Annotated in this window: 22 protein-coding genes; 13 read left to right on the forward strand and 9 right to left on the reverse strand. The window is 58.8% G+C overall.

Features of this window, described 5'->3' with window-relative positions:
* Positions 1 to 243 precede the first annotated feature (243 nt).
* The 6 genes from A7P99_RS08950 to A7P99_RS08975 form a co-directional block, all read right to left on the reverse strand.
* Positions 244 to 2,262 carry a prolyl oligopeptidase family protein gene (locus A7P99_RS08950; RefSeq protein WP_067687278.1) on the reverse strand — a complete coding sequence of 673 codons (2,019 nt, stop codon included), beginning with the start codon at positions 2,260 to 2,262 and terminating at the stop codon, positions 244 to 246.
* Positions 2,263 to 2,388: 126 nt separating this feature from the next.
* The gene (locus A7P99_RS08955; RefSeq protein WP_067687280.1) at positions 2,389 to 3,009 is read right to left on the reverse strand and encodes a DUF4189 domain-containing protein; all 621 of its coding nucleotides are present in this window, start codon (positions 3,007 to 3,009) and stop codon (positions 2,389 to 2,391) included.
* 180 nt (positions 3,010 to 3,189) lie between these two features.
* Positions 3,190 to 3,753 (reverse strand): TIGR01440 family protein, encoded by a 564-nt coding sequence (locus tag A7P99_RS08960; RefSeq protein WP_067448519.1) that lies wholly within the window; start codon positions 3,751 to 3,753, stop codon positions 3,190 to 3,192.
* Positions 3,754 to 3,916: 163 nt separating this feature from the next.
* Positions 3,917 to 4,543, reverse strand: coding sequence for a recombination mediator RecR (gene recR, locus A7P99_RS08965; protein ID WP_067687283.1), 627 nt, complete (start codon positions 4,541 to 4,543; stop codon positions 3,917 to 3,919).
* Between the two features lie 114 nt (positions 4,544 to 4,657).
* Complete coding sequence (locus tag A7P99_RS08970; protein ID WP_067448523.1) at positions 4,658 to 5,842, reverse strand: LD-carboxypeptidase; 1,185 nt, start codon at positions 5,840 to 5,842, stop codon at positions 4,658 to 4,660.
* Between the two features lie 172 nt (positions 5,843 to 6,014).
* Positions 6,015 to 6,446, reverse strand: a complete 432-nt coding sequence (locus A7P99_RS08975; RefSeq protein ID WP_067448525.1) for an HIT family protein — start codon at positions 6,444 to 6,446, stop codon at positions 6,015 to 6,017.
* Between the two features lie 325 nt (positions 6,447 to 6,771).
* Between A7P99_RS08975 and A7P99_RS08980 the strand changes: the two genes are divergently transcribed.
* Positions 6,772 to 8,559 carry a M48 family metalloprotease gene (locus tag A7P99_RS08980; RefSeq protein ID WP_067687286.1) on the forward strand — a complete coding sequence of 596 codons (1,788 nt, stop codon included), beginning with the start codon at positions 6,772 to 6,774 and terminating at the stop codon, positions 8,557 to 8,559.
* 105 nt (positions 8,560 to 8,664) lie between these two features.
* Here the strand turns inward: A7P99_RS08980 and A7P99_RS08985 are convergent, their stop codons facing one another.
* Positions 8,665 to 8,871, reverse strand: coding sequence for a hypothetical protein (locus A7P99_RS08985; RefSeq protein WP_067448529.1), 207 nt, complete (start codon positions 8,869 to 8,871; stop codon positions 8,665 to 8,667).
* Between the two features lie 261 nt (positions 8,872 to 9,132).
* Positions 9,133 to 10,470: an ATP-dependent protease ATPase subunit HslU gene (gene hslU, locus A7P99_RS08990; protein ID WP_197474753.1), complete on the reverse strand. Its 1,338-nt coding sequence runs from the start codon at positions 10,468 to 10,470 to the stop codon at positions 9,133 to 9,135.
* 392 nt (positions 10,471 to 10,862) lie between these two features.
* Between hslU and rpsP the strand changes: the two genes are divergently transcribed.
* The 8 genes from rpsP (at position 10,863) to dtd (ending at position 17,673) form a co-directional block, all read left to right on the forward strand.
* Positions 10,863 to 11,111, forward strand: a complete 249-nt coding sequence (gene rpsP / locus A7P99_RS08995; protein WP_023887900.1) for a 30S ribosomal protein S16 — start codon at positions 10,863 to 10,865, stop codon at positions 11,109 to 11,111.
* Between the two features lie 16 nt (positions 11,112 to 11,127).
* Positions 11,128 to 11,640, forward strand: a complete 513-nt coding sequence (gene rimM / locus A7P99_RS09000; protein WP_067528287.1) for a ribosome maturation factor RimM — start codon at positions 11,128 to 11,130, stop codon at positions 11,638 to 11,640.
* Entirely contained in the window at positions 11,640 to 12,383 is a 744-nt protein-coding gene (trmD, locus tag A7P99_RS09005) for a tRNA (guanosine(37)-N1)-methyltransferase TrmD (protein WP_067448533.1), read from the forward strand. The genes rimM and trmD overlap by 1 nt, the downstream gene beginning before the upstream one ends.
* Before the next feature lie 17 nt (positions 12,384 to 12,400).
* Positions 12,401 to 12,772 carry a 50S ribosomal protein L19 gene (gene rplS / locus A7P99_RS09010; protein ID WP_067448535.1) on the forward strand — a complete coding sequence of 124 codons (372 nt, stop codon included), beginning with the start codon at positions 12,401 to 12,403 and terminating at the stop codon, positions 12,770 to 12,772.
* Between the two features lie 272 nt (positions 12,773 to 13,044).
* Positions 13,045 to 13,530: a hypothetical protein gene (locus A7P99_RS10285; protein ID WP_197474754.1), complete on the forward strand. Its 486-nt coding sequence runs from the start codon at positions 13,045 to 13,047 to the stop codon at positions 13,528 to 13,530.
* A complete protein-coding gene (locus A7P99_RS10290) occupies positions 13,494 to 13,907 on the forward strand; it encodes an endonuclease/exonuclease/phosphatase family protein (protein WP_345840832.1) in 414 nt (137 codons plus the stop codon). Before A7P99_RS10285 ends, A7P99_RS10290 begins: the two co-directional genes overlap by 37 nt.
* A 333-nt stretch (positions 13,908 to 14,240) precedes the next feature.
* Complete coding sequence (gene gyrA / locus A7P99_RS09020; RefSeq protein WP_067448537.1) at positions 14,241 to 16,988, forward strand: DNA gyrase subunit A; 2,748 nt, start codon at positions 14,241 to 14,243, stop codon at positions 16,986 to 16,988.
* Positions 16,989 to 17,214: 226 nt separating this feature from the next.
* Positions 17,215 to 17,673 (forward strand): D-aminoacyl-tRNA deacylase, encoded by a 459-nt coding sequence (gene dtd / locus A7P99_RS09025; protein ID WP_067448624.1) that lies wholly within the window; start codon positions 17,215 to 17,217, stop codon positions 17,671 to 17,673.
* Positions 17,674 to 17,822: 149 nt separating this feature from the next.
* On the opposite strand, the gene A7P99_RS09030 is transcribed toward dtd, so the two are convergent.
* Positions 17,823 to 18,458: a hypothetical protein gene (locus A7P99_RS09030; protein WP_067687289.1), complete on the reverse strand. Its 636-nt coding sequence runs from the start codon at positions 18,456 to 18,458 to the stop codon at positions 17,823 to 17,825.
* 111 nt (positions 18,459 to 18,569) lie between these two features.
* Between A7P99_RS09030 and A7P99_RS09035 the strand changes: the two genes are divergently transcribed.
* The 4 genes from A7P99_RS09035 (at position 18,570) to secD (ending at position 22,161) form a co-directional block, all read left to right on the forward strand.
* Positions 18,570 to 18,917 (forward strand): arsenate reductase, encoded by a 348-nt coding sequence (locus A7P99_RS09035; protein ID WP_067448541.1) that lies wholly within the window; start codon positions 18,570 to 18,572, stop codon positions 18,915 to 18,917.
* 3 nt (positions 18,918 to 18,920) lie between these two features.
* Positions 18,921 to 19,655, forward strand: coding sequence for a UDP-2,3-diacylglucosamine diphosphatase (locus A7P99_RS09040; protein ID WP_067448543.1), 735 nt, complete (start codon positions 18,921 to 18,923; stop codon positions 19,653 to 19,655).
* Between the two features lie 303 nt (positions 19,656 to 19,958).
* Positions 19,959 to 20,261, forward strand: a complete 303-nt coding sequence (gene yajC, locus A7P99_RS09045; protein ID WP_067687292.1) for a preprotein translocase subunit YajC — start codon at positions 19,959 to 19,961, stop codon at positions 20,259 to 20,261.
* A gap of 67 nt (positions 20,262 to 20,328) precedes the next feature.
* Positions 20,329 to 22,161 (forward strand): protein translocase subunit SecD, encoded by a 1,833-nt coding sequence (secD, locus tag A7P99_RS09050; RefSeq protein ID WP_067687295.1) that lies wholly within the window; start codon positions 20,329 to 20,331, stop codon positions 22,159 to 22,161.
* Position 22,162 lies beyond the last annotated feature (1 nt).

The raw sequence follows: 22,162 nt of genomic DNA on the forward strand, positions 1-22,162 counted from the left end.
ATTTTTAAAGGTAGTTCTCTAAAAACGGCATTGTAACGGATTTATATGCGTTTTGCTATCCGTGCCCTGCAAAGATTTGAGGCTACCTGAAAACAACGGTGCGCATATTAGCATAGCGCACGGCCTTTGCAAACTGCGCCAAAAAGCCGATATCAACAAGCAATAGCAGGCATCTGCCTTTATAGTGAAATTTCGGCAACCGCTGCGGCATTCGCCAACCCGGTATCCGCTGCAGCCATACCGCTATTTGCCCACCGTTTGTCGCAAAAACACCAGCACAGCAGCCAGCTCGGCAGCCACTTCTTCCTGCGAGGCATTGCCCGCATGACCGCCGGCTTCGGGGGCGTAGAGGCGGCTATTCACACCGATTTCACGCAGGCGGGCGTGGAATTTGAGCGCGTGGGCGGGGTGCACGCGGTCGTCGCTCAGATTGGTGGTGATGAGGGCGGGCGGGTAGGTTTGGCCATCGTGCAGATTATGGTAGGGCGAAAGTTTTTTCAGGTAGCCCCTATCCGGCTCGGCATCGGGATTGCCGTATTCTTCCTGCCACGAAGCGCCGGCTAAGAGGTGCGGATAGCGCAACATATCGGTGAGCGGCACTTCGCACACCATGCCGCCGATGCTCTGCGGCGCGGCACAATAAGCAGCGGCGCATACTAATCCGCCGTTGCTGCCGCCCTGCAACACGATGCGTTCGGGCGCAGACAAACCGCGCACGGCCAAATCCTGCGCCACAGCCACCAAATCTTCCGCGCTTTTATGTTTGCGCGCCGCGCCTTGGGCGGCAGCGTGCCAAGCCGGGCCGAATTCGCCGCCGCCCCGGATGTTGGCCAACACAAACGCACCGCCCTGCGCGAGCCAATGCCGGCCGATGATGCCCAAATAATGCGGCAGTTCCGGCACGCCGAAGCCGCCGTAGGCATACACCAGCGCGGGCGCCTTCGGCTCGCCGTTGCCCACGTGATAATACGGAATGCGCTCGCCGTCGGCCGACACAGCGTGCAACTGCTGCACGCCCAACCCCTCCGGATCAAACTGCGCAGGCTGCCGCCGCATCACGCACCACTCCTGCCTCTGCAAATCCAGCGTATAGAGCGTGAGCGGCGAAAGGAAGCTGCTGGCCGCGATATACAGCACATCACCGCCCCAAGGCTGGTCGGCAAATTCCAGCACGCCCGCCCCTTCCAGAGGCAGTTCGGGCACTTCGGCCGGCTGCCACTGCCCCTGCTGCAAACGCCAGGCTTTGAGGCTACCTGAAACATTATCCAGCAAGGTGGCCGCCACAAAATGGCGCGTGGTTTCCACGTCCTCCACCGATTGCCCCGACTGCGGCGCAAACAGGCATTGCGCCTTCCCCAACACGCCCTTGTTCAGCTTCACCGCCACCAGGCTGCCCGCCGCATAGCTTTGGTTGGCCCGCTGCCAGTCGTGCTTGAGCAACACCAGCAGCCAGCAGCCCAAATAGCCGCAGATTTCGCAAGTCTCAGGTAGCCCCAAAGGCAGCAACGCCCCGTCGGAGGCTACCTGAAAATAACGGCGGCTGAAAAAGCCCGTGCTTTCTTCCAGCAAATCCAGCGGCGCGCCCTGCGCATCCAGATAACGCCAAGCGTGCACCCACACCGATTCCGCCGCCGTTTGCAGCAGCGGCTGCGCTTCCTCGAAACTCTGCCCGCGCCGCAACAGCCACGCCTCGCGCGGATAGCCCGAAGCCGTAAGCTGGCGCTCGTCCCAAGCCGGGCACACCCACACACTGTCTTCATCACGCCAGGCAATATGGTTTTTGCCCGCCGGAAAGTGGAAACCGTTGGGCACCACTTGGCGCGTTTCCAAATCGAATTCCAGCGTAAACGCCGCATCGCCGCCGCCCGGGCTGAGCGAGAGCAACACCCGGTTCGGTTGCTCCACATAGTGCGACACGCCGTCTAAATACACATCCGCGCCCAACACCTCATCGAAATCCGCCACCGAAAACAACACCTCCCATTCCGGCAGCCCGGCGCGATACGAAGCCGTGCTGCACACGCGGTACACGCCCTTCGGAAACTCCTCGCTCTGATAAAAGTGATACATCCGCGCGCGGTGCTCCTGACAAAACGGAATCTGCTGCTCGTCTTGCAACACCGCCAAAATATCGCGGCGCATCGGCTCGTAATCCGGCCGGCTCTCCAGCCAGGCCTGCGTTTGCGCATGTTCGGCGGCAGCGAAAGCACTGGTTTCGGGAGTGTTTAGGTTTTCAAACACGGCATAACGGTCGGCAGACATTTCAGGTAGCCTTTGGCAGGTGGTTTCGGAAGGCGGGCATTGTAGCAGTATTGGCGGGCCGGCAAGAGGAAAGGCTACCTGAAAATATTTCAGGTAGCCTTTTCAGCCTCCAACCGGGGATTTTATCTACTGCCCGTACGCACTGTAATCGTAGCCCGTACAGAATGCCGTGCCATGTTTCGTTTCCACGGAGGAATATCCACAATTACCCCGCCCGTTTGCCCGCTCGCATTGCTGCATGGATTTTTCTGCCGCGAGTTTGTCGTCTGTGTCGTAGCCGAAGAATAAATCAGACGGTGCCTTCACTCCGCTGTCTGGCGTGGTCAGCACCGCGCAGGTGTTGTTGAATACCGCCACCACTCGGCAATCGGATGTCGAGCACCGGCGCATTGCCTTTTGCCGTGCCACTTGCTCACTCTTAAAACCGGCTACCCATACCAACTTGTTGGCAGAAAAATCAAACACAACCACTCCATAAAACGGCGTGCGACGCAGTTCCGCGATTTCGGCTTGCACCTCCGCCTCGCGCTGCTCCCAGGCGCGTATTTCAGCGGCGGTGGGGCCGCGTGGAGCAGCTTGCTGATTATTCTGCTGCTGTTGGTAATACATACCGAGTTCGTTTTGCTGCCGCTGGAACTGTTGTTGCTGAATTTGCGCTGGTGTGGGTTGTGCCCAAGCCAAGCCCGCGCCGCCCAATAGCACTGCCACCAATACGCCCGCTGCCGTGTTCATCATGGTTTGCTTCATCTTGCCGCTCCTGTCTGTTTTGAAAGGGGAAAAAGGGTATTGCCGATGATCGGATTGTAACAAAAAACAAGATATTGTAAACATCTATCCCGCTGCTTGAAGGCTACCTGAAAAGCGTGCCGTGATTTGAACTGCGTTGCGGCTCATACTTTCAGGTAGCCTTTGTCCTGCCGGTTGGCTTCACACGCGGCGGATGCTGTCTTTATAGTGCCCGGCGCGTTCGCCGCCGATCAGGCGCGGGCGGCTGGCCAGGGCGCAGACGTGGGCGGAGCCCAGTTCGCGCTGTTGCGGGCGCAGGGGGATTTGCACGTGTTTGATGTGCATGCCGATGGAAGTATCGCCGATGTCGAGCCCGGCGTGGGCGGTGATGAATTCCACTTCCACCGGGTCGCGCATATATTTGAAGGCGGCCAGCTGCGCACTGCCGCCGGCATGCAGGCCGGGCAATACGTTCACGATTTCCAGCCCGTATTGTTCGGCCAGCTCGCGCTCCACGGCCAAGGCGCGGTTGATGTGCTCGCAGCCTTGCACGGCGAGGTAGATTTTGCGTTCGTTCAGGATGTCGAGCAGGGTTTTCACGATCACTTCGCCCACTTCCTGATTGGAATTTTTGCCGATACGGCCGCCGACCACTTCGCTGGTGGAAAGGCCGAGCACGAAAATCTGCCCTTCGCCGATGGCGGATTGGTGCAGGATATCGAGCGCAAGGGCGCGGGTTTGTTCGGCTAATCGGGTTAGATCCATGAGATGCCTCCTTTATGCTGATCGCCGCAAACTGTGCGGCATGAGGGATTTTAGCAGCTTCGGGCGGAAGTGGTTTTGATAAAGAATAAAATACGGCTTGGCGGTGTGCGGAAAAGGCTGCCTGAACCTTTCAGGTAGCCTCTTTTCCTTTCCTGCCCACTGGCTATTCGCCCTTTCCTCCCTGCTCTTTCACTAGCCGCCGTTCATACACGGATTGCGCCAGTGTGCCGGCGTCGATGTATTCCAGCTCGCTGCCCAGCGGCATGCCCTGCGCCAGTCGGCTCACGCGGTAGGGCAGATTTTTAAAAAGCTCGGCCAACACATAGGCGGTGGCATTGCCTTCGGGGGTGAAGGCGGTGGCGATAATCACTTCTTCCACTTCGCTCTCTTGCAGGCGGGCAACGAGTTTGTCGAGCGCGATGTGCTGCAAATCCATGCCCTGCGCGTGGCTGATTTGCCCCATGAGCACGAAATAGAGGCCGTCGTGGCAATGGGCGGCTTCCATGCCGGCCACGTCGGCGGGCAGGTGCACAATCATCAGGCGGCGGCCGTCGCGCGCGGGGTCGGCGCAGATGACGCAGAGCTCGCCTTCGCAGAAGGTGTTGCACAGGCGGCAATGCTGCACGGCGGTGAGGGCGTGCTGCAGGGCGGCGGCTAGCTCGGCGGCGCCTTCGCGCTTGTGGCGCAACAGTTCGTAGGCCATGCGGCGGGCGGATTTGGGGCCGACGTTGGGCAAAACTTCGAGGGCTTGGGTGAGGCGGGTAAAGGCGTCGTTTTTTTTGCGGGTCATGGTTTGGGTTTCAGGTAGCCTTTGGCTGGCAAGGGATTGGGCGGCAGAATACGCTCTGCTTGTTATTTTTCAGGTAGCCTTTTTGCTTTGAGAAGGCTACCTGAAATCCTACGGCTATTCGCTGGCTTCGCTGTTGTCTTCCGCTGCGGCGGGGCTGTCGAACGAGGGCGGGGGCGGCAGCAGGTTGCTGAGCGTGAGGGCGGCGGGGTTGAGCGTGGGGTGGCCGCTGAAGGAGGCGCTGTAGCCGCCGGGGCTGTTGCCGCGGATGGTGGTTTGCACGCCCAGCGGGAAGGTGGCGATGTCGCTGATGTGGCCGAAGGGGAAGCCGGTGAGCACGGGGATGCCGCTGATGCGGCGCAGGGTGCGGATCACGCTGGAGAGGTCATAGCCGCCGTCGTACACGTCGCGCGCGCTGCCCATGCGGAAGTTGCCGAGCACGATGGCCTGTTGGCGTTTGAGGATGCCGGCCAGATGCAGGGTTTGCAGCATGCGTTCGAGGCGGTAGGGCTGTTCGCCCACGTCTTCGAGGAAGAGGATGCCGCCTTCGGGCTGAGGCAGGTAGGCCGAACCGGCCAGGGAGGCAATCACGCTGAGGTTGCCGCCCCACATAGTGCCGTGCAGGGTGGGCACGTTGGCGGCCTGCACTTCCGATACTTGAATGCTCAAATCGGCGCGGGTGCTGCCGTCGATAAAGGCTTGCATGGTGTATACCGAGGGCTGGGCTTTGCCGAAGCCGCTATAAAGCATGGGGCCGGCGAAGCTGCACATATTGCCTTGGGCGAGCAGGGCGAGCTGGATGGCGCACACGTCGCTGAAGCCGAAAAGCTGGGTGCCGTGTTCGCGCATGCGTGCGCCGAGCGAAGGCCAGTCGATATGGGGCAGCAAGCGTACTGCGCCGTAGCCGCCGCGCATGCCCATCAGCACTTGCGGGGTGGGCACTTTGCCGGAAGCCACGTCTTGGAAATCGGCGATGCGTTCGGCATCGGTGCCGGCAAACCGCTGGCTGCGGCGCTCCACAGCCTGCTGGTTGGTGATGGTGAAACCGGCGTTATACAGGCGCAACAGCCCGGCCTGCGCCTGTTCGGGCTTGGGCGCGAAGCCGGAAGGAGCCACCACGCGCAAGGTGGTGCCGCTACCGCTGCGGGCAGGGCGGGCTGACGTATTGCCGCTGCCTGTGCTGCTCTGGTTGGTCGGCAGCACGGGCATGGCGGGAGCACTGCACGCCTGCAACACGCCTGCTCCGGCCAGGGTGGCGGAGGCGCTGAGAAAACGGCGGCGGGAAAGATGGGGGAACAGCATGGCGGGTTTCCTTAATCATTGAGTGGAGGCTACCTGAAAGCGCAAGCTTCAACGCAGTTAAAACGAAAAATCAAACTGAGGTTCAGACAACCTGTTAGTGGTGTGGAGGCTACCTGAAAATGTTGTGCCAACCATGTTTCAGGTAGCCTTCAAATTTGGCAGACGGCGGGCATTATACCAGCCCGTCCGCCGCCCCTTCCTTGGCCAACAATTCGGCCACCTGCCGCTGCCAGCCTTCCGGCAGCTCGGGCACGGCTTCGCGGCGCGGGGCGGCCCAAATCGAATCGGGGAAAAACTCATCGTTTTCAAAGCGGGCAATCACATGCCAATGCAGGTGTGGCACTTGGTTGCCGAAACTGGCCAGATTGATTTTAGCCGGGCGCAACACCCGGCGCATCGCCGCTTCGGTGCGCCACACCGCCGCCATCATTTCCTGCCGCTCTGCTGCGGGCAAATCCGTCATCTCGGCCACATGGTCGCGCCAAATCACGCGGCAAAACGCGGGTGCGGCGGGCGTGTCGTTTACGGCAATCACGCGCAGGCGGCTATTTTGCCACAGCACGGTTTCATTTTCGGCACGGCACAGCGGGCAAGAGGCGGGCATTTCGGTTCCTTTTAGGTGGTTTAACGAATCGGGGCAAGGGTATAGCACGACGGCAGGTTTGCCAAGTGGGCGGCAGAAAGGCTACCTGAAAGCGCAGCTCCAACGAAGTTAAAACGAAATCTTGGCGAAGCCAAGGCTAAGTTTCTGCGAAGCTAAAGCGCCGCTTCAACGAAGTTAAAACCAATGCCAACCCTCTTTCAGGTAGCCTTTACCTCGCCCGCCGGATTGGCTATATTCAAGCTATAGCTTCCTTCCTACTGCGTTGGCTCGCCTTGTGGGAAGAAATCATGATTTTAGCCATATTCCCCCTCCCAAGGATTTCCCCATGCGCTTCTTCCACCGCCAGCAGCAATCGCGCCACCGCACCGTGCGGCTAGTGGTGTTCTATGTGCTGGCACTGATCGGCACAGTCGCCATCACTTCCGCCGGGCTCGGCAGCCTGCCGTTTTTGTTCGGCGCCAAAGTACAGCACAGCCTGTGGTGGTACTACCTGCCGCCCGCCCTGTTTGTGTGCGCGCTCACCATCGGCCTGAGCCTGCACCGCCTGCGCGAGTTGCGGCGTGGCGGCGAAGCGATAGCTAAGCGGCTGGGTGGCGAAGCCTTGCAGCTGGCCGACGCCACCTTTGCCGAACGGCGGCTGCTCAACGTGGTGGCGGAAACCGCGCTGTCCGCCGGCCTGCCCACCCCGCCGGTGTACCTGCTGCGCCGCGACGGCAGCATCAACGCCTTTGCCGCCGGCATGAGCCCGCGCAGCGCCGTGATCGGCGTTACCCAAGGCGCCATCAACCTGCTCACGCGCGACGAGCTGCAAGCCATCGTTGCCCACGAATTCAGCCACATCCGCAACGGCGACATGCGCCTCAACTGCTATTTGGCCGCCTGGCTGCACGGCCTGCAGGGCATCGCCAGCAGCGGGCGCTATTTCCTCTACGGCCGCGATAACGAACATTATCTGGAATACCGCCGCCGCAAAAATGTAGACAACCATCCTTTCGACAACGGCGTGGAAATCGTGATGCAGTCCCTGCCGCTGCAAGCCCTCGGCGTCCTCCTGATTGCGCTGGGCTCGGCGGGCAGCGTGTTTGCCCTCTGGCTGCAGGCCGCCGTGTGCCGCGAGCGCGAATTTATGGCCGACGCTTCCGCCGTGCAGCTCACCCGACAAACCGCCCCGCTCATCGAAGCCCTGCGCAAAAGCGCCCGTACCGCCTCCTGCCGCCTCGCCTCCCCCGAAGCCCCCGAATACGCCCACCTGATGTTCGGCCGCATCCGCCCCGGCAGCCTCGCCGCCACCCACCCGCCACTTATCGAACGCATCCGCAGGCTCGATGCCACCGCTGCCCGCCGACTGGCCGGAGAACTGGCCGACGCTGACAGCCTCACCCTGCCTTCCCCCGTTCACCTCAGCTTCGCCGCCCCGCAACCGATGAGCGCCGAAGCTGAAGAAGCCGAAAACCTCTACCGCCAGCGGCAGGCCCTGATGCAGGCGCGCATCCACCGCCACCGCCCGTCTGCCCCGTATCTGCCCCTGCAAGCCGACTGGCAAGCCGCCGCCTACGATGGCGAATATGCCTCTGCCGCCCTGCTCTGCCTGTTTCAAGTGCCCGCCCTGCCCGCCAGCTGCTGGCACCAGGCCGAACACAACGGCGGCATCAGCCCCTTCGTTTGGCAGCAGCTCGCCCGCCTTCAGCAGCATCCCCTGCTGCCCAGCACCGAGCTGCTCGAACATCTCCTGCCCGCCCTCGTAATGCAGGAAGAGCATGTCCTGCAAGCCCTACTCGACCAAATCCGCAACCGCTTCCGCCAACACGGCACTAACCTCGAGCAAGCCTATCTCTGGCTGCTGCTCAAAGCCTATCTTGCCCCCACCCCGCCAACTGGCCGCCTCGCGCAACATCCTGCTGCCGCAGCCCTAACCCGCGCTGGCGAGCTCTCGCCCAAACAACTGCAAACCGCCGTGAAAGGCGCGTTACTGCTCACCGATCCCGCCAAAATCGCCCTGCTACGCCCCCTTGCCGCCACCCTCCCCGTTCGCCGCCCCCTGCTCTGGCGCTACCTCTGTGTGCGCCTCGATATCGGTGCCTGGCACTTCGGTATAGCAGGCAGTAAAGGTTAGAAACCACCTAAAACTTCGCCGACTCGATTTTTCAGGTAGCCTTTATCCAATACAAAACTGCCAGAGCATAGACAAATAACCATACAACACCTGCCCCCTCTTCCTTCACCACCTGCCAAAAATCCCCGCTATGCTCAACGCCCAACCCAGCTCGCCGCCACCGAAAGCTTCCTCGCTCAATACCACTATCTTGATGCTGCCAGCTGGGCATACCGGCTCAAATAGCGCGGCATTGCCCTGCCACCATGCCTGCAAACAGTGTTGGACGAACAACACGACATCCCCCAAGCCCCCTTGATTTACCAGCAGCATCTTCCAGCTCAAACCACATCAACTCGCCCGCCTGCAAACCAAAGCCGAAAACGGCGACACTACCGCCGCCACCCGCCTCGCCCAATACTACAGCTTCGCCACCGAACGCCACCGAAAACGAACGCCTAGCCAACTGAAGCTAAAGCTGCCTGCGGCCGACTGAAATAAAGCTGTATACAGAGGAAAAGGCTACCTGAAAACGAGCTCGCGAGTTTCTGCGAAGCTAAAATTTTCAGGTAGCCTTTTCCTTATCCGAACGGCTTACAGCACATACCGCGCCAAATCTTCCTGTTCGGCTACTTCGGCCAGCCGCTCGTCTACATAGGCGGCAGTAATCTGCGTAGTGCCTTGCGGGGCGTGGAAAGATACGTCTTCCAGCAGTTTTTCCAGCACGGTGTGCAGGCGGCGGGCGCCGATGTTTTCGGTTTTCTCGTTCACCTGGAAAGCGATTTCGGCCAGGCGGGTGATGCCGTCGGGGGCGAAATCGAGCTCTACGCCGTCGGTAGCCAGCAGGGCTTGGTATTGCTTGGTGAGGCTGGCATCGGTGCTGGTGAGGATGGCTTGGAAGTCTTCCACAGTAAGGCTGCTCAATTCCACGCGGATGGGGAAGCGGCCTTGCAGCTCGGGAATCAGGTCGCTGGGTTTGCTTAAATGGAAGGCGCCGGAAGCGATGAAGAGGATGTGGTCGGTTTTAATCATGCCGTATTTGGTTTGCACGGTGGTGCCTTCCACCAACGGCAAAAGGTCGCGTTGCACGCCTTGGCGCGATACGTCGCCGCCGTATCGGTTGCTGTCGGCCGCGATTTTGTCGATTTCGTCGAGGAATACGATGCCATGCTGCTCGACGGCGTGTACGGCCTGTTCGCGCAGTTCTTCTTCGTTAATCAGTTTGGCGGCTTCTTCGTCCAGCAAGAGCTTCATGGCGGCCGCTACTTTGATTTTGTGCGGTTTGGTGCGGCCTTTGCTGAGGTTGGCAAACATGTCTTGCAGCTGGCTGCTGAATTCTTCCATGCCGGGCGGGCCCATCACTTGCATGGAGGTTGGTGAGGCTTGGCTCAATTCGATGTTGATTTCTTTATCATCCAATTCGCCCCGGCGCAGCATTTCGCGGAATTTTTTGCGGGTGTGGCTTTCGGGCTGCGGTTCGGCCGGTTCGCCTTCGAAGCCGGTTTGCGGCGGAGGCGGCAGGAGCGCGTCGAGCACGCGGTTTTCGGCAGCGTCTTGGGCGCGGTCGCGATTTTTGCGCACAGCCTGCTCGCGCAAATTCTTCAGGGCGATTTCCATCAAATCGCGCACGATGCTGTCGACATCACGCCCCACATAGCCCACTTCGGTGAACTTGGTGGCCTCGATTTTGATAAACGGCGCATTGGCCAGCCGCGCCAAACGGCGGGCAATTTCGGTTTTGCCCACGCCGGTGGGGCCGATCATCAGGATGTTTTTCGGCACGATTTCGCTTTGTAGCGGCTCGGCCACCTGGCTTCTGCGGTAGCGGTTGCGCAAGGCCACGGCCACGGCCTTTTTGGCCTGCTGTTGGCCGATGATGTGTTTGTCCAGCTCGTGGACGATTTCTTGCGGGGTCATCACGGAAGTGCTCATAAAACGGCTCCCAAATAGCTTGGTCAAATATAGGGCGGATTTACCTGGTTTTTGCGCTAGCATTGGCTTGCCTAGCAGCAAAAGGCAATTTAATCCGTCATCACGAATAGCAGGCAAATGGCACCGCCAAGACGAAAATCAAGGGCAGCCGGCTGGTTTACCCAAAGGTTTGGATTTCAGGTAGCCTGCTGGCAAGGCAACCGTCAGGGAAAAGGCTACCTGAAAATGGCGCAATCCTGCGCCCAAAGCAAGTCGCTTGCGGCATATCGTCCGCCCGATACCACGGTAAAACGGTATTTTTTCAACAAATGCTTGCGCCCGCATGGCAAATTACCCTAAAATCCGCTGTTTTCTTATTGATCAAATTTCCCGAAGGAAGAAGGAATAATAATATGGTAGTTATCCGTTTTTCGCGCGGCGGCTCCAAGCATTCTCCGTTTTTCAACATCGTGGTAGCCGATTCACGCAACCGTCGTGACGGCCGCTTTATCGAGCGCGTTGGCTTCTACAACCCCGTAGCCAACGAAAAACAGGAGCGCGTACGCCTGAACACCGAACGCCTGAACTACTGGGTGAGCCAAGGCGCGCAAGTAAGCGATGCCGTTGCCCGCTTGGTAAAAGAGCAGCAGAAAGCCGCTTAATCCCGGAATACCCGCCATGAGCCGCAGCCAAGACAACTGGGTAGCCATGGGCTATGTGAAAGGTGCTTTCGGCATCAAAGGCTGGGTAAAAGTGGCCGCCGATACCGAATATGCCGACAGCCTGCTGGACTACCCTGTATGGCAGCTGAGCAAAGACGGCGTTTCCCGCAGCTACACGCTGGAAAACGGCCAGGTGACCGGCGATGAATTGCAAGTAAAATTCGCCGAAATAAGCGACCGTGATGCTGCACAGCTGTTGCGCGGCTACACCATCGAAATCAAACGCAGCGATTTTGAGCCCGCCCAAGAAGGCGAATACTACTGGGCCGACTTGGTCGGCTTGACGGTACACAACCGGCAAAACGAACTCATCGGCACGGTAAGCAGCCTGATGGAAACCGGTGCGCATGATATTTTGGTGGTAGATGGTGAGCATGGCCGCAAACTGATTCCGTTTGTCGATCACTACATCGACAATGTGGATTTGGAACAAGGCAGCATCATTGCCGATTGGGGCTTGGATTACTGATGTATATCCAAGCCGTTACCCTGTTTGGCGAGATGTTCCGCAGCATCACCGACTACGGCGTAACCGGCCGCGCCCTGCAACGCGGCTTATGGCATTTCAACAGCATCAACCCGCGCCAGTTTGCCGACAACAAATTGGGCTACATCGACGACAGGCCTTTTGGCGGCGGCCCCGGCATGATTATGATGGCTGAACCGCTACAATCGGCAATCGATGCCGCCAAAGCGCAGCATAATGGCAAAGTGGTTTACCTCAGCCCGCAAGGCAGCCAATTGACGCATCAAAAAGCAGCCGAACTGGCTAAACTGGACAGTTTGATTTTGGTGTGCGGCCGCTACGAAGGCATAGACGATCGCCTGTTAAGCAGCGCCATTGATGAAGAAATCAGCATTGGCGACTTTGTGGTATCTGGCGGCGAGTTGCCAGCCATGATGCTGATGGATGCGGTGTTGAGGCTGATCCCCGGCGTGTTGGGCGATGCCAATTCGGCCGGGCAGGATTCTTTTGCCAACGGCCTCTTAGACTGCCCACACTACACCCGCCCGATAGAATTTCATGGCATGGCCGTGCCCGCTGTATTGCGCAGCGGCAACCACGCCCTGATTGCGGAATGGCGCTTAGAACAAGCGTTGCGCCGCACCCTGCAGCGCCGACCAGACCTTTTGGCCGGCCGCGCATTAACCCCAGAGGAATCTAGGCTCCTGCAGAAAATCCAGCAGGAGGAACGAGATATCCCATCATAAACTTAAGGACTATAGCAATGAACTTGATTCAACAGCTCGAACAGGAAGAAATCGCCCGTTTGAACAAAACCATCCCCGAATTCGCTCCCGGCGACACCGTATCCGTTTCCGTGCGCGTAACCGAGGGCAACCGTACCCGTCTGCAAGCCTACGAAGGCGTGGTAATTTCCCGCCGCAACCGTGGCCTGAACAGCAACTTCATCGTGCGCAAAATCTCTAGCGGTGAAGGCGTGGAGCGTACTTTCCAGCTGTATTCTCCCAACGTGGAAAAAATCGAAGTGAAACGCTGCGGCCACGTTCGTCGTGCCAAACTGTACTACCTGCGCGGCCTCACCGGCAAAGCTGCCCGCATCAAAGAAAAACTGTCTGGCCGCAAACTGGAAGATTAATCTTTGCTGTTATCGAAAACCTGCCCTCTGCGGCAGGTTTTTGTTTGTGGATTGATTCCCGAACCGCTTTATCTCATGCATGCTGAAACCATAGAAAACACCTGAACACAAAGCCAAATATCGAGCAAATAAAGGCTACCTGAAGTTCTAGCTTCGTAGAGACCCACAAACTTACTCTTGATAAAATCCATTACATTCCGTTTTATCAAAATACACCACGCCCATTTTCAGGTAGCCTCTATCCCACCCGCCACCTTTTCACCCACACCGCCATGTCTGCCTTTCTCCGCCTGCGCCTGCACCTTCTCGCCCTGCTCGCCCTGGCTGCCATGCTGATCGGACAGCTCGGTAGCCTGTTTTGGCCGGTCGAACTGTTCAGCCATTTTCTGCCCCACTACACTGCCGTCTTCATTCTCGCCGCGATTTGGCCGCGCCCGAAGTGGCGTGCGCTGTGGCTCGTGTGTGCTGCCGCATCTCTGCTATGGCTGGCTCAGCCCTTCGCCTTGCCCGATGCCCCGGCCGGCGGCACGCGGCTGGTTTGGTACAACGTCCACCTCGATAACCCCGCCGCCGAAGCAGAAAGCGCCGCCCTCTTGGCCGAACAGGCCGACCTGCTCGCGCTGGGCGAAATCAACCTCGACAACCCCGGCTGGCAAAGCCTGCGCCAAGCCTATCCGCATGGCTGCCAACACCGCGAACACAGCCCCTTCGCCCTCGCCCTGTGGAGCAGCCGCTGGCCGCCTGCGAAGTGCGCATGATTGGCGACTACCCCTATATCCGCGCCCAAACTGCCGACGGCACCGCCCTCTACGCCCTGCACCCGCCGCCACCCATCAGCAGCGAACTGGCCGGGGCGCGGCAGCACTACCTGGCCGAAACCGCCTGCGCCCTTGCCGCCGAACCGCGCGCGCTGGCTGTGGGCGACTTCAACAGCAGCCCATTTTCCCCGCTGTTCCGCCGCTTCCTGCAAGAAAGCGGCAGCCGCCCCGCCACCCGCTACTTCACGCCCACTTGGAAACCGTTTTTCCTCAATATCGACCACGCCTTAGCCAAAGGCCTAAACGTTTCCGCCCGCACCCTGCCCTGGCAGTATTCCGACCACCGGCCGCTCTTGGTGGAATATACCGGCCAATGAAGCAGAAACATAAAAGGCTACCTGAAACTCACTATTCTGTTTTCAGGTAGCCTTTCCCAATCTGTAGGCCAGATACTCGTAACCGACAAAATGGTTACGCCAAAACCGTCGGATTCAGAAATCCAACCTACGGCTTGCTATTCCCACAAAAATACACGATGAACAAGGCAAAGGATGCAGGCTACCTGAAAAATAATTCGTCTCGGAAACCCACATCACCCCTCAAGGCTAGCCGAAACTGCCATTTCGTTTTCAGGTAGCCTTTCCCGCCCAGCCTTACCGCACATTGTGTGATAAAATAACGCGTTTTAATCGATTGGGCTTTAAATCTCCATGAGCAGCACCCACGACCACCGGTTTGCCAAAGAAACTATCCCCGTCAGCCTCGAAGAGGAAATGCGCAAAAGCTATCTCGATTACGCCATGTCTGTAATCGTCGGCCGCGCGCTGCCCGATGTGCGCGACGGCCTGAAACCCGTGCACCGCCGCGTGCTCTACGCCATGCACGAGCTGAAAAATAATTGGAACTCGTCTTACAAAAAATCCGCCCGTATCGTGGGCGACGTTATCGGTAAATACCACCCACACGGCGACAGCGCGGTGTACGACACCATCGTACGTATGGCGCAGCCCTTCTCCATGCGCTATATGCTGGTAGACGGCCAGGGCAACTTCGGCTCGGTGGACGGCGACGGCGCGGCAGCCATGCGTTATACCGAAATCCGCATGGCGAAAATCGCCCACGAAATGCTGGCCGACATTGAAGAAGACACCGTAAACTTCGGCCCGAACTACGACGGCAGCGAACAAGAGCCGCTGGTGATGCCCACCCGCTTCCCCGCCCTGCTGACCAACGGCTCGGCCGGTATTGCCGTGGGCATGGCCACCAACATCCCGCCGCACAATTTGGGCGACACGGTGGATGCCTGCCTGCAACTCTTGGCCGATCCCGACACGTCTATCGACGCGCTCATCGACACCATCAAAGCCCCCGACTTCCCCACCGGCGCCACCATTTACGGCCTCGCCGGCGTACGCGAAGGCTACCGCACCGGCCGCGGCCGCGTGGTGATGCGCGGCAAAACCCATATCGAGCCCATCGGCAAACACGGCGAGCGCGAAGCCATCATCATCGATGAAATCCCCTATCAGGTAAACAAAGCCAAGCTGGTGGAAAAAATCGGCGAGTTGGTGCGCGAGAAAACGCTGGAAGGCATTTCCGATTTGCGCGACGAATCCGACAAATCCGGTATGCGCGTGGTCATCGAACTGAAGCGCAACGAAAACGCCGAAGTCGTGCTCAACCAGCTCTACAAACTCACCCAGCTGCAAGACAGCTTCGGCATCAACATGGTGGCCCTGGTCGACGGCCAACCGCGCCTGTTGAATTTGAAGCAGATTCTGGCCGAATTTTTGCGCCACCGCCGCGAAGTGGTTACCCGCCGCACCCTGTTCCGCCTGAAAAAAGCGCGGCACGAAGGCCACATCGCCGAAGGCAAAGCCGTGGCGCTTTCCAATATCGACCCGATGATTCAGCTCATCAAAGAATCCGCTGATGCTGCCGAAGCCAAAGCCAAGCTGTTAGCGCGGCCGTGGCAGTCCGGCCTGGTGGGCGACATGCTCAGCCGCACCGATTTGGATTTGAACATGGCGCGCCCAGAAGGGCTACCTGAAAACCTCGGCCTGCGCGAAGACGGCTATTATTTGAGCGACTTGCAAGCCGACGCCATCTTGCGCATGAGCCTGCGCAACCTCACCGGCCTCGACCAAGACACCATCCTCGCCGACTACAAAACCATCATGGCGCAGATTATCGATTTCCTGGATATCTTGGCCAAGCCCGAGCGCATCACCCAAATCATCCACGACGAGCTCATCGAAATCAAAACCAACTTCGGCGACCCGCGCCGCAGCGAAATCAACCCGTTCGGCGGCGACATCGCCGACGAAGACCTGATTCCGCCGCGTGAAATGGTGGTTACCCTCACCCACGGCGGCTACATCAAAACCCAGCCCACCACCGACTACCAAGCCCAGCGGCGTGGCGGTCGCGGCAAGCAGGCCGCCGCCACCAAAGACGAAGACTTCATCGAAACCCTGTTTGTGGCCAACACCCACGACTACCTGATGTGCTTCACCAACCACGGCCGCTGCCACTGGATTAAGGTGTACAAACTGCCCGAAGGCGGGCGCAATTCGCGCGGCCGCCCGATCAACAACGTTATCCAGCTGGACGAAAACGAAAAAGTCTCCGCCATCCTGCCCGTGCGCGACTTCCCCGAAGACGAATACGTTTTCTTCGCCACCGCCATGGGCGTGGTGAAAAAAGTGCAACTTTCCGCGTTTAAAAACGTGAGCAAAGTTGGTATCAAAGCCATCGCCCTCAAAGAAGGCGACAGCTTGGTGGGCGTGGCGCGCACCTCCGGCCGCAACGACATCATGCTCTTCTCCAACCTCGGCAAAGCCATCCGCTTCAATGAATATTGGGAGCGCAGCAGCGACGACGAAGAAACCGGCGACGACAACGACACCGAAATTTCAGGTAGCCAGGAAGACGACAGCGCCGAAAGCGCCCCCATCAGCGGCAAACACGGCGTACGCCCCAGCGGCCGCGGCAGCGGCGGCCTGCGCGGCATGAGACTGCCCGAGAACGGCCGCATCGTCAGCCTTATCACCTTCGCCCCCGAGTGCGAGCAGAGCGAACTGCAAGTGCTCACCGCCACCGCCAACGGCTACGGCAAACGCACCCCGATTGCCAGCTACAACCGCAAAAACAAAGGCGGCCAAGGCAACATCGCCATCAACACCGGTGAGCGCAACGGCGACTTGGTGGCTGCCACCCTGGTGAGCGAAAGCGACGACCTGATGCTGATCACCAGCGGCGGCGTACTCATCCGCACCAAGGTGGAACAAATCCGCGAAACCGGCCGCGCCGCCGCCGGCGTGAAGCTGATTAACCTGGACGAAGGCGAAACCCTCGTCAGCCTCGAGCGCGTAGCCGAAGAAGAGGAAGACGAAGCACAAGCCGCCGAAACCCAAACCTCAGCCGAAAGCCCGAGCCAAGAACAAGACGAGGCTTAAGCGCCTGCCAAGAAAAGGCTACCTGAAAGCAAAGTGCCAACGAAGTTAAAACCGGCTCTGTACTATTTTCAGGTAGCCTTTTGTTTATCCTTATCTACCCTAAACCATCATCCCGCCAATAGGCCGGCAACCAAGCAGCAAGCCGTAGGCAACATGCATATACGGCAAGGCCAAGCCCATGCTGCACCCTGCCTATTGGGAACAACCAGAAAGGCTACCTGAAACCATGCGTGCCGTTATCCAAAAAGTCAGCCATGCCCACATCGCCGCCGCCGATGCGCCCGATGCACCGTTCAGCCAAATCCCCCATGGCCTGTGCGTGCTGCTCGGCGTGGGCAGCGAAGATAGCGAAACCGATGCCCGCTATATCGCCGACAAAATCGCCCACCTGCGCATCTTTGAAGACGAAGCCGGCAAACTCAATCTGTCGGTGAAAGACACCGGCGGCGAAGTGCTGCTGGTATCGCAATTCACCCTCTACGGCGACGCCCGTAACGGCCGCCGCCCCTCCTTCACCCAAGCTGCCCGCCCCGAACAGGCCGAAACGCTGTATCAGCAAGTGGCCGCCCTCTTACGCGGCCACGGCGTGAACGTGGCCGAAGGCCACTTCCGCACCCACATGTTGGTCAGCTTGTGCAACGACGGGCCGGTAACCATTTTGCTGGATTCGCAAAAAACGTTTTAAAGCAGCACGATAAAGGCTACCTGAAAAGCTGTATGACAACCGCAGATCGGATTCTTGAGTCCGACATCTCACTTAGAAAAGCACACGGCGGCATTTCCATGCCGCCGTTTTAGTGTCCCATTCTGTTTTCAGGTAGCCTGAAACCTTTGCTACTGCGCTGTCTGCGCCACGCCTTCGGCAGGCGGCAGTTCGCGCATATCGCGCCAGCCATCATTGGTTTTCACCAGCGTAGCCTGTTCCACCCGCTTCAGTGGCAGGCGGTTCTGCCAGGTTTCGCTGCCCTGGCGCACTAGGCGCTTTGCCCAGCCGTCCATCGTGATGCTGCCCTCATACACCACGCGGGATACAGTGAGGCCAGCGGTGTTGGTGGCCGGCTCGGTGTAGTACTGTACTTTATCCACATGCTCATGACCCAGGCAGAACAGCGGGCTGTTTAGGCCGGCGCGGGTATGTTTGCGCCCGTTTTCGGTGAGCGCGAACACCAGCGCTACTTCGTCATCGCCCTCTTTCAAGCACTCATACAAACCGGCGCTCTCCAAAGCCCGCATCTGCTTGATGGCTGCTTCATTGATGCGTTTATCTTCCACATCACGGCGCGGCAGCACAATCCGCTCCGAGCCCAGCAGCGGCGCAGCTCCATCGGCATCCAAAGCCAACGGCAAGCACACTTCATTTGCCGCCGCATAACGCGCCAGCACATCCCGAAACTGCCCCTTGCCTGCTTCCTGCGCACCGCAACCGGCCAGCAAACCGGCAGCCAAGGCCGCCCATATCCAATGTTTCATAAATTCTCCAAAATCAAATATATCCTGGCACAACTTATGCCATGCCATGACAAAAAAACATCCTACCCGTACAATGGCGGGCGTTTCAATCGGCAAGGATTATACACAATAATGACCACCCTCTACGGCATCCCAAACTGCGCCACCGTGAAAAAAGCCCGCACCTGGCTGGACGAAAAACAAGTGCCCCACACCTTCGTTAATTTCAAAACCGAAGCCCCTGCGCCCGAACAGCTCGCCCATTGGCTCGACGCCGTTGGTGCAGACGTTCTCATCAACCGCAAAGGCACCACCTGGCGCAAACTCAGCCCGGCCGAACAAACTGCTGCCGACAGCCGCGAAGGCGCCATCGCCCTGATGCAGGCACAGCCCTCCGTGATCAAACGCCCCGTGCTCGAACACCAAGGCCGCGTCCACATCGGCTTTTCCCCCGAACGTTATTCCGAAATCTTCGCCTAAACCATGAATCAAACCATCTTTATCGCCGACCTCCACCTCTCCGAGCACAGCCCCAAGCTCACCGAACTCTTCCTGCGCCAACTGCACCACTGGCAAAGCACGGCCGATGCCCTCTACATTCTCGGCGACCTGTTCGATGCCTGGGTGGGCGACGACGACCGCACTCTCTTCACCGACCATATCGCCGCCGAATTAAAAGCATTCGCCCAACACAAACCCATGTATTTCATCCCTGGCAACCGCGATTTCCTGCTCGGCCAAGACTTCGCCAGCCGCAGCGGCATGACCCTGCTGCCCGAGCAGCATCCGGTTACCCTCTACGGCCACCAATACCTGCTCACCCACGGCGACGAACTCTGTACCGCCGACCTGCCATATATGCAGTTCCGTGCCCAATCGCGCCAGCCGCAATGGCAAGCCGCCATCCTCGCCAAACCTCTGGCTGAACGCCGCCTATTGGCGCAGCAAATCCGCCAGATGAGCGAACGCGGCAAAGCCGAAAACGGCAAAAGCGCCGTTTCCGACGTAACCGAAGAAGCGGTATCCGCCCTGATGGCGCAACACCCCGGCGCTGATCTTATCCACGGCCACACTCACCGCCCGGCCACCCACCGGCACACCCTACCCGACGGCCAAAGCTTCACCCGCTTTGTGCTGCAAGACTGGTATGGTAAAGAAGGCGGCTGCCTTGTCGTATCACCCGAAGGCGTAAATGCGCAGCATCTGGCCTTAGATTAGCCAAGCTTGTTCAAGAACATTTTCAGGTAGCCTTTCCACTGCTGGGGAAGGCTACCTGAAAATTTAACAGGCTACCTGAAATCCATATCTGTAATGCCGCAGATTATTTCAGGTAGCCCGTGTTAATCCAGCGGATAGGATAAAACCCAACCCGGCAAAATTTCAGCCCGCCGCACACCCGCCCACCACAAAATCCTCCAGCTCCATAGCAACCGTGCCTAAATTTCCATTCCACGGGTTGGAAAAACCCCGCCGCCCGTTTACAATGGCACACTTTCATTTTTCTTTTTGGAGTCTTGCCCCATGTTGCATTTCCCACTCGCTGCCGCGGCCCAGCCCGACCTGATGAGTACCATTCAGAGTTTCCTCCCGCTGATTTTCCTCTTCGCCATGCTCTACTTCATGATTCTCCGGCCGAAACAGCGTGACGAGAAGCGCCGCCGCGAGATGCTCAGCGAGCTGAAAAAAGGCGACAAAGTGATGACCGGTGCCGGCATGATCGGCAGAGTTTCCAAAATCGGCGAAGAAATCATCGGCCTAGAAGTTGCCCCCGACACCGTGGTTGAGTTTCACCGCGACGCCATCATCAAAAAGCTCGAAAACTAACCTTTTCCTACGGCGCAGCAGCCGCATTCCGGCCACGCTGCCCGTTTTCCGTTTCTGAAAGCCCGTTATGAACCGTTATCCGCTTTGGAAATACCTGCTGATTGGGCTGGTTATCGTTGTATCCGCCATCTACGCCCTGCCCAACCTCTACGGCGAAACCCCGGCCGTTCAGGTTTCCACCAACCGCCAGTCGATCCACATCGATCAAACCACCGAACAAGCTGTGGAAGAGGCATTGAAGGCAGCCAACATCCAGCACAACGGCATGTTTATTGCCGACGGCAGCCTGCGCGTGCGCCTGCCCAATGAAGAGTTGCAGAGCAAAGCCCGCGACGTTATCGAGCAGAAATTGGGCGACAACTACATCATCGCCCTCAACCTGATTGCCAACACCCCCGACTGGATGACCAAGCTCGGTGCCAACCCGATGTTCCTCGGCCTCGACCTGCGCGGCGGCGTGCACTTCACCATGCGTGTAGACATGCACGCAGCAGTGGACAAAACCTTCGACCGCATCTCCGGCGACTTCCGACGCCAGCTGCGCAAAGATAAAATCCGCACCGGCAATATGCGCCGCGGCGGCGATACGCTGATTGTGCCTTTCCAAGATGCAGCTACCCTGCAGGCCGCCCTGCCCAAACTGAAAGAAACTGCTCCGGATGCGGAATTGAGGGCTGACGGCAACAACTTGGTGGTGAGCCTGCCCGAGGCCACCCAAACGCAAATCCGCGATGCCGCCGTGAAGCAAAACATCAACACCCTGCACAACCGCGTGAACGAATTGGGCGTGGCCGAACCGATTATCCAGCAAGCCGGCCCCGACCGCATCGTGGTGCAGCTGCCCGGCGTGCAAGACACCGCCAAAGCCAAAGACATCATCGGCCGCACCGCCACGCTGGAAGTGCGCATGGTGGCCGACGACCCCGCGCTGCTGCAACAGGCGGAAGCCGGCAACGTGCCAGCCGGCTATGAATTGCTGCCCACCGCCGAAGGCGGCCAGCTTTTAGTGAGCAAGCAGGTGGAATTCACCGGCGACAACATCAACGATGCCCAAGCCGGCTTCACCCACGACAACCGCCCATCGGTAAACCTGAAGCTCGATAACGCCGGCACCAGCATCTTCGCCGATCTTACCCGCAACAACGTCGGCCGCCGCACTGCGATGATCCTTATCGACCAGGGCAAAGCCGAAATCGTTACCGCGCCGACCATCAACGAACCAATTCCCGGTGGCAACGTGCAAATTTCAGGTAGCATGAACGTGGCTGAAGCCAACGATACCGCTCTCCTGCTGCGCGCCGGCTCGCTGGCCGCGCCGATGGAAATCATCGAAGAGCGCACCATTGGCCCCTCTATGGGTAAGGAAAATATCCAAAAAGGTTTCCACTCCACGCTGTGGGGCTTCCTGGTTGTGGCCGCCTTTATGGTAGTGTACTACCGCCTGTTCGGCATCTTCTCCGTGCTGGCACTCACTGCCAACCTGTTGTTCCTAGTTGCAATTTTGTCGCTGCTGCAAGCCACGCTCACCCTACCCGGCATTGCAGCCATTGCGCTCACGCTCGGTATGGCCATCGATTCCAACGTGCTGATTAACGAGCGTATCCGGGAAGAGCTGCGCGACGGCATGAGCCCGCAACAGGCCATCAGCGAAGGCTACCGCCACGCTTGGAACACCATTGTCGATTCCAACATCACCTCGCTGATTGCCGGTATCGCCCTCTTGGTATTCGGTTCCGGCGCAGTACGCGGCTTTGCCGTGGTGCACTGTATCGGCATCCTTACTTCTATGTTCTCATCCGTGGTGGTATCCCGTACCTTCGTGAACCTATGGTATGGCCGCCGCCGCAAGCTGAGTACTTTGTCCATCGGCATCACCCTGCCTACCTCCAAGGAGCACTAAG

Source organism: Eikenella sp. NML120348, assembly GCF_001648435.1.
Classification (GTDB): Bacteria; Pseudomonadota; Gammaproteobacteria; order Burkholderiales; family Neisseriaceae; genus Eikenella; species Eikenella exigua.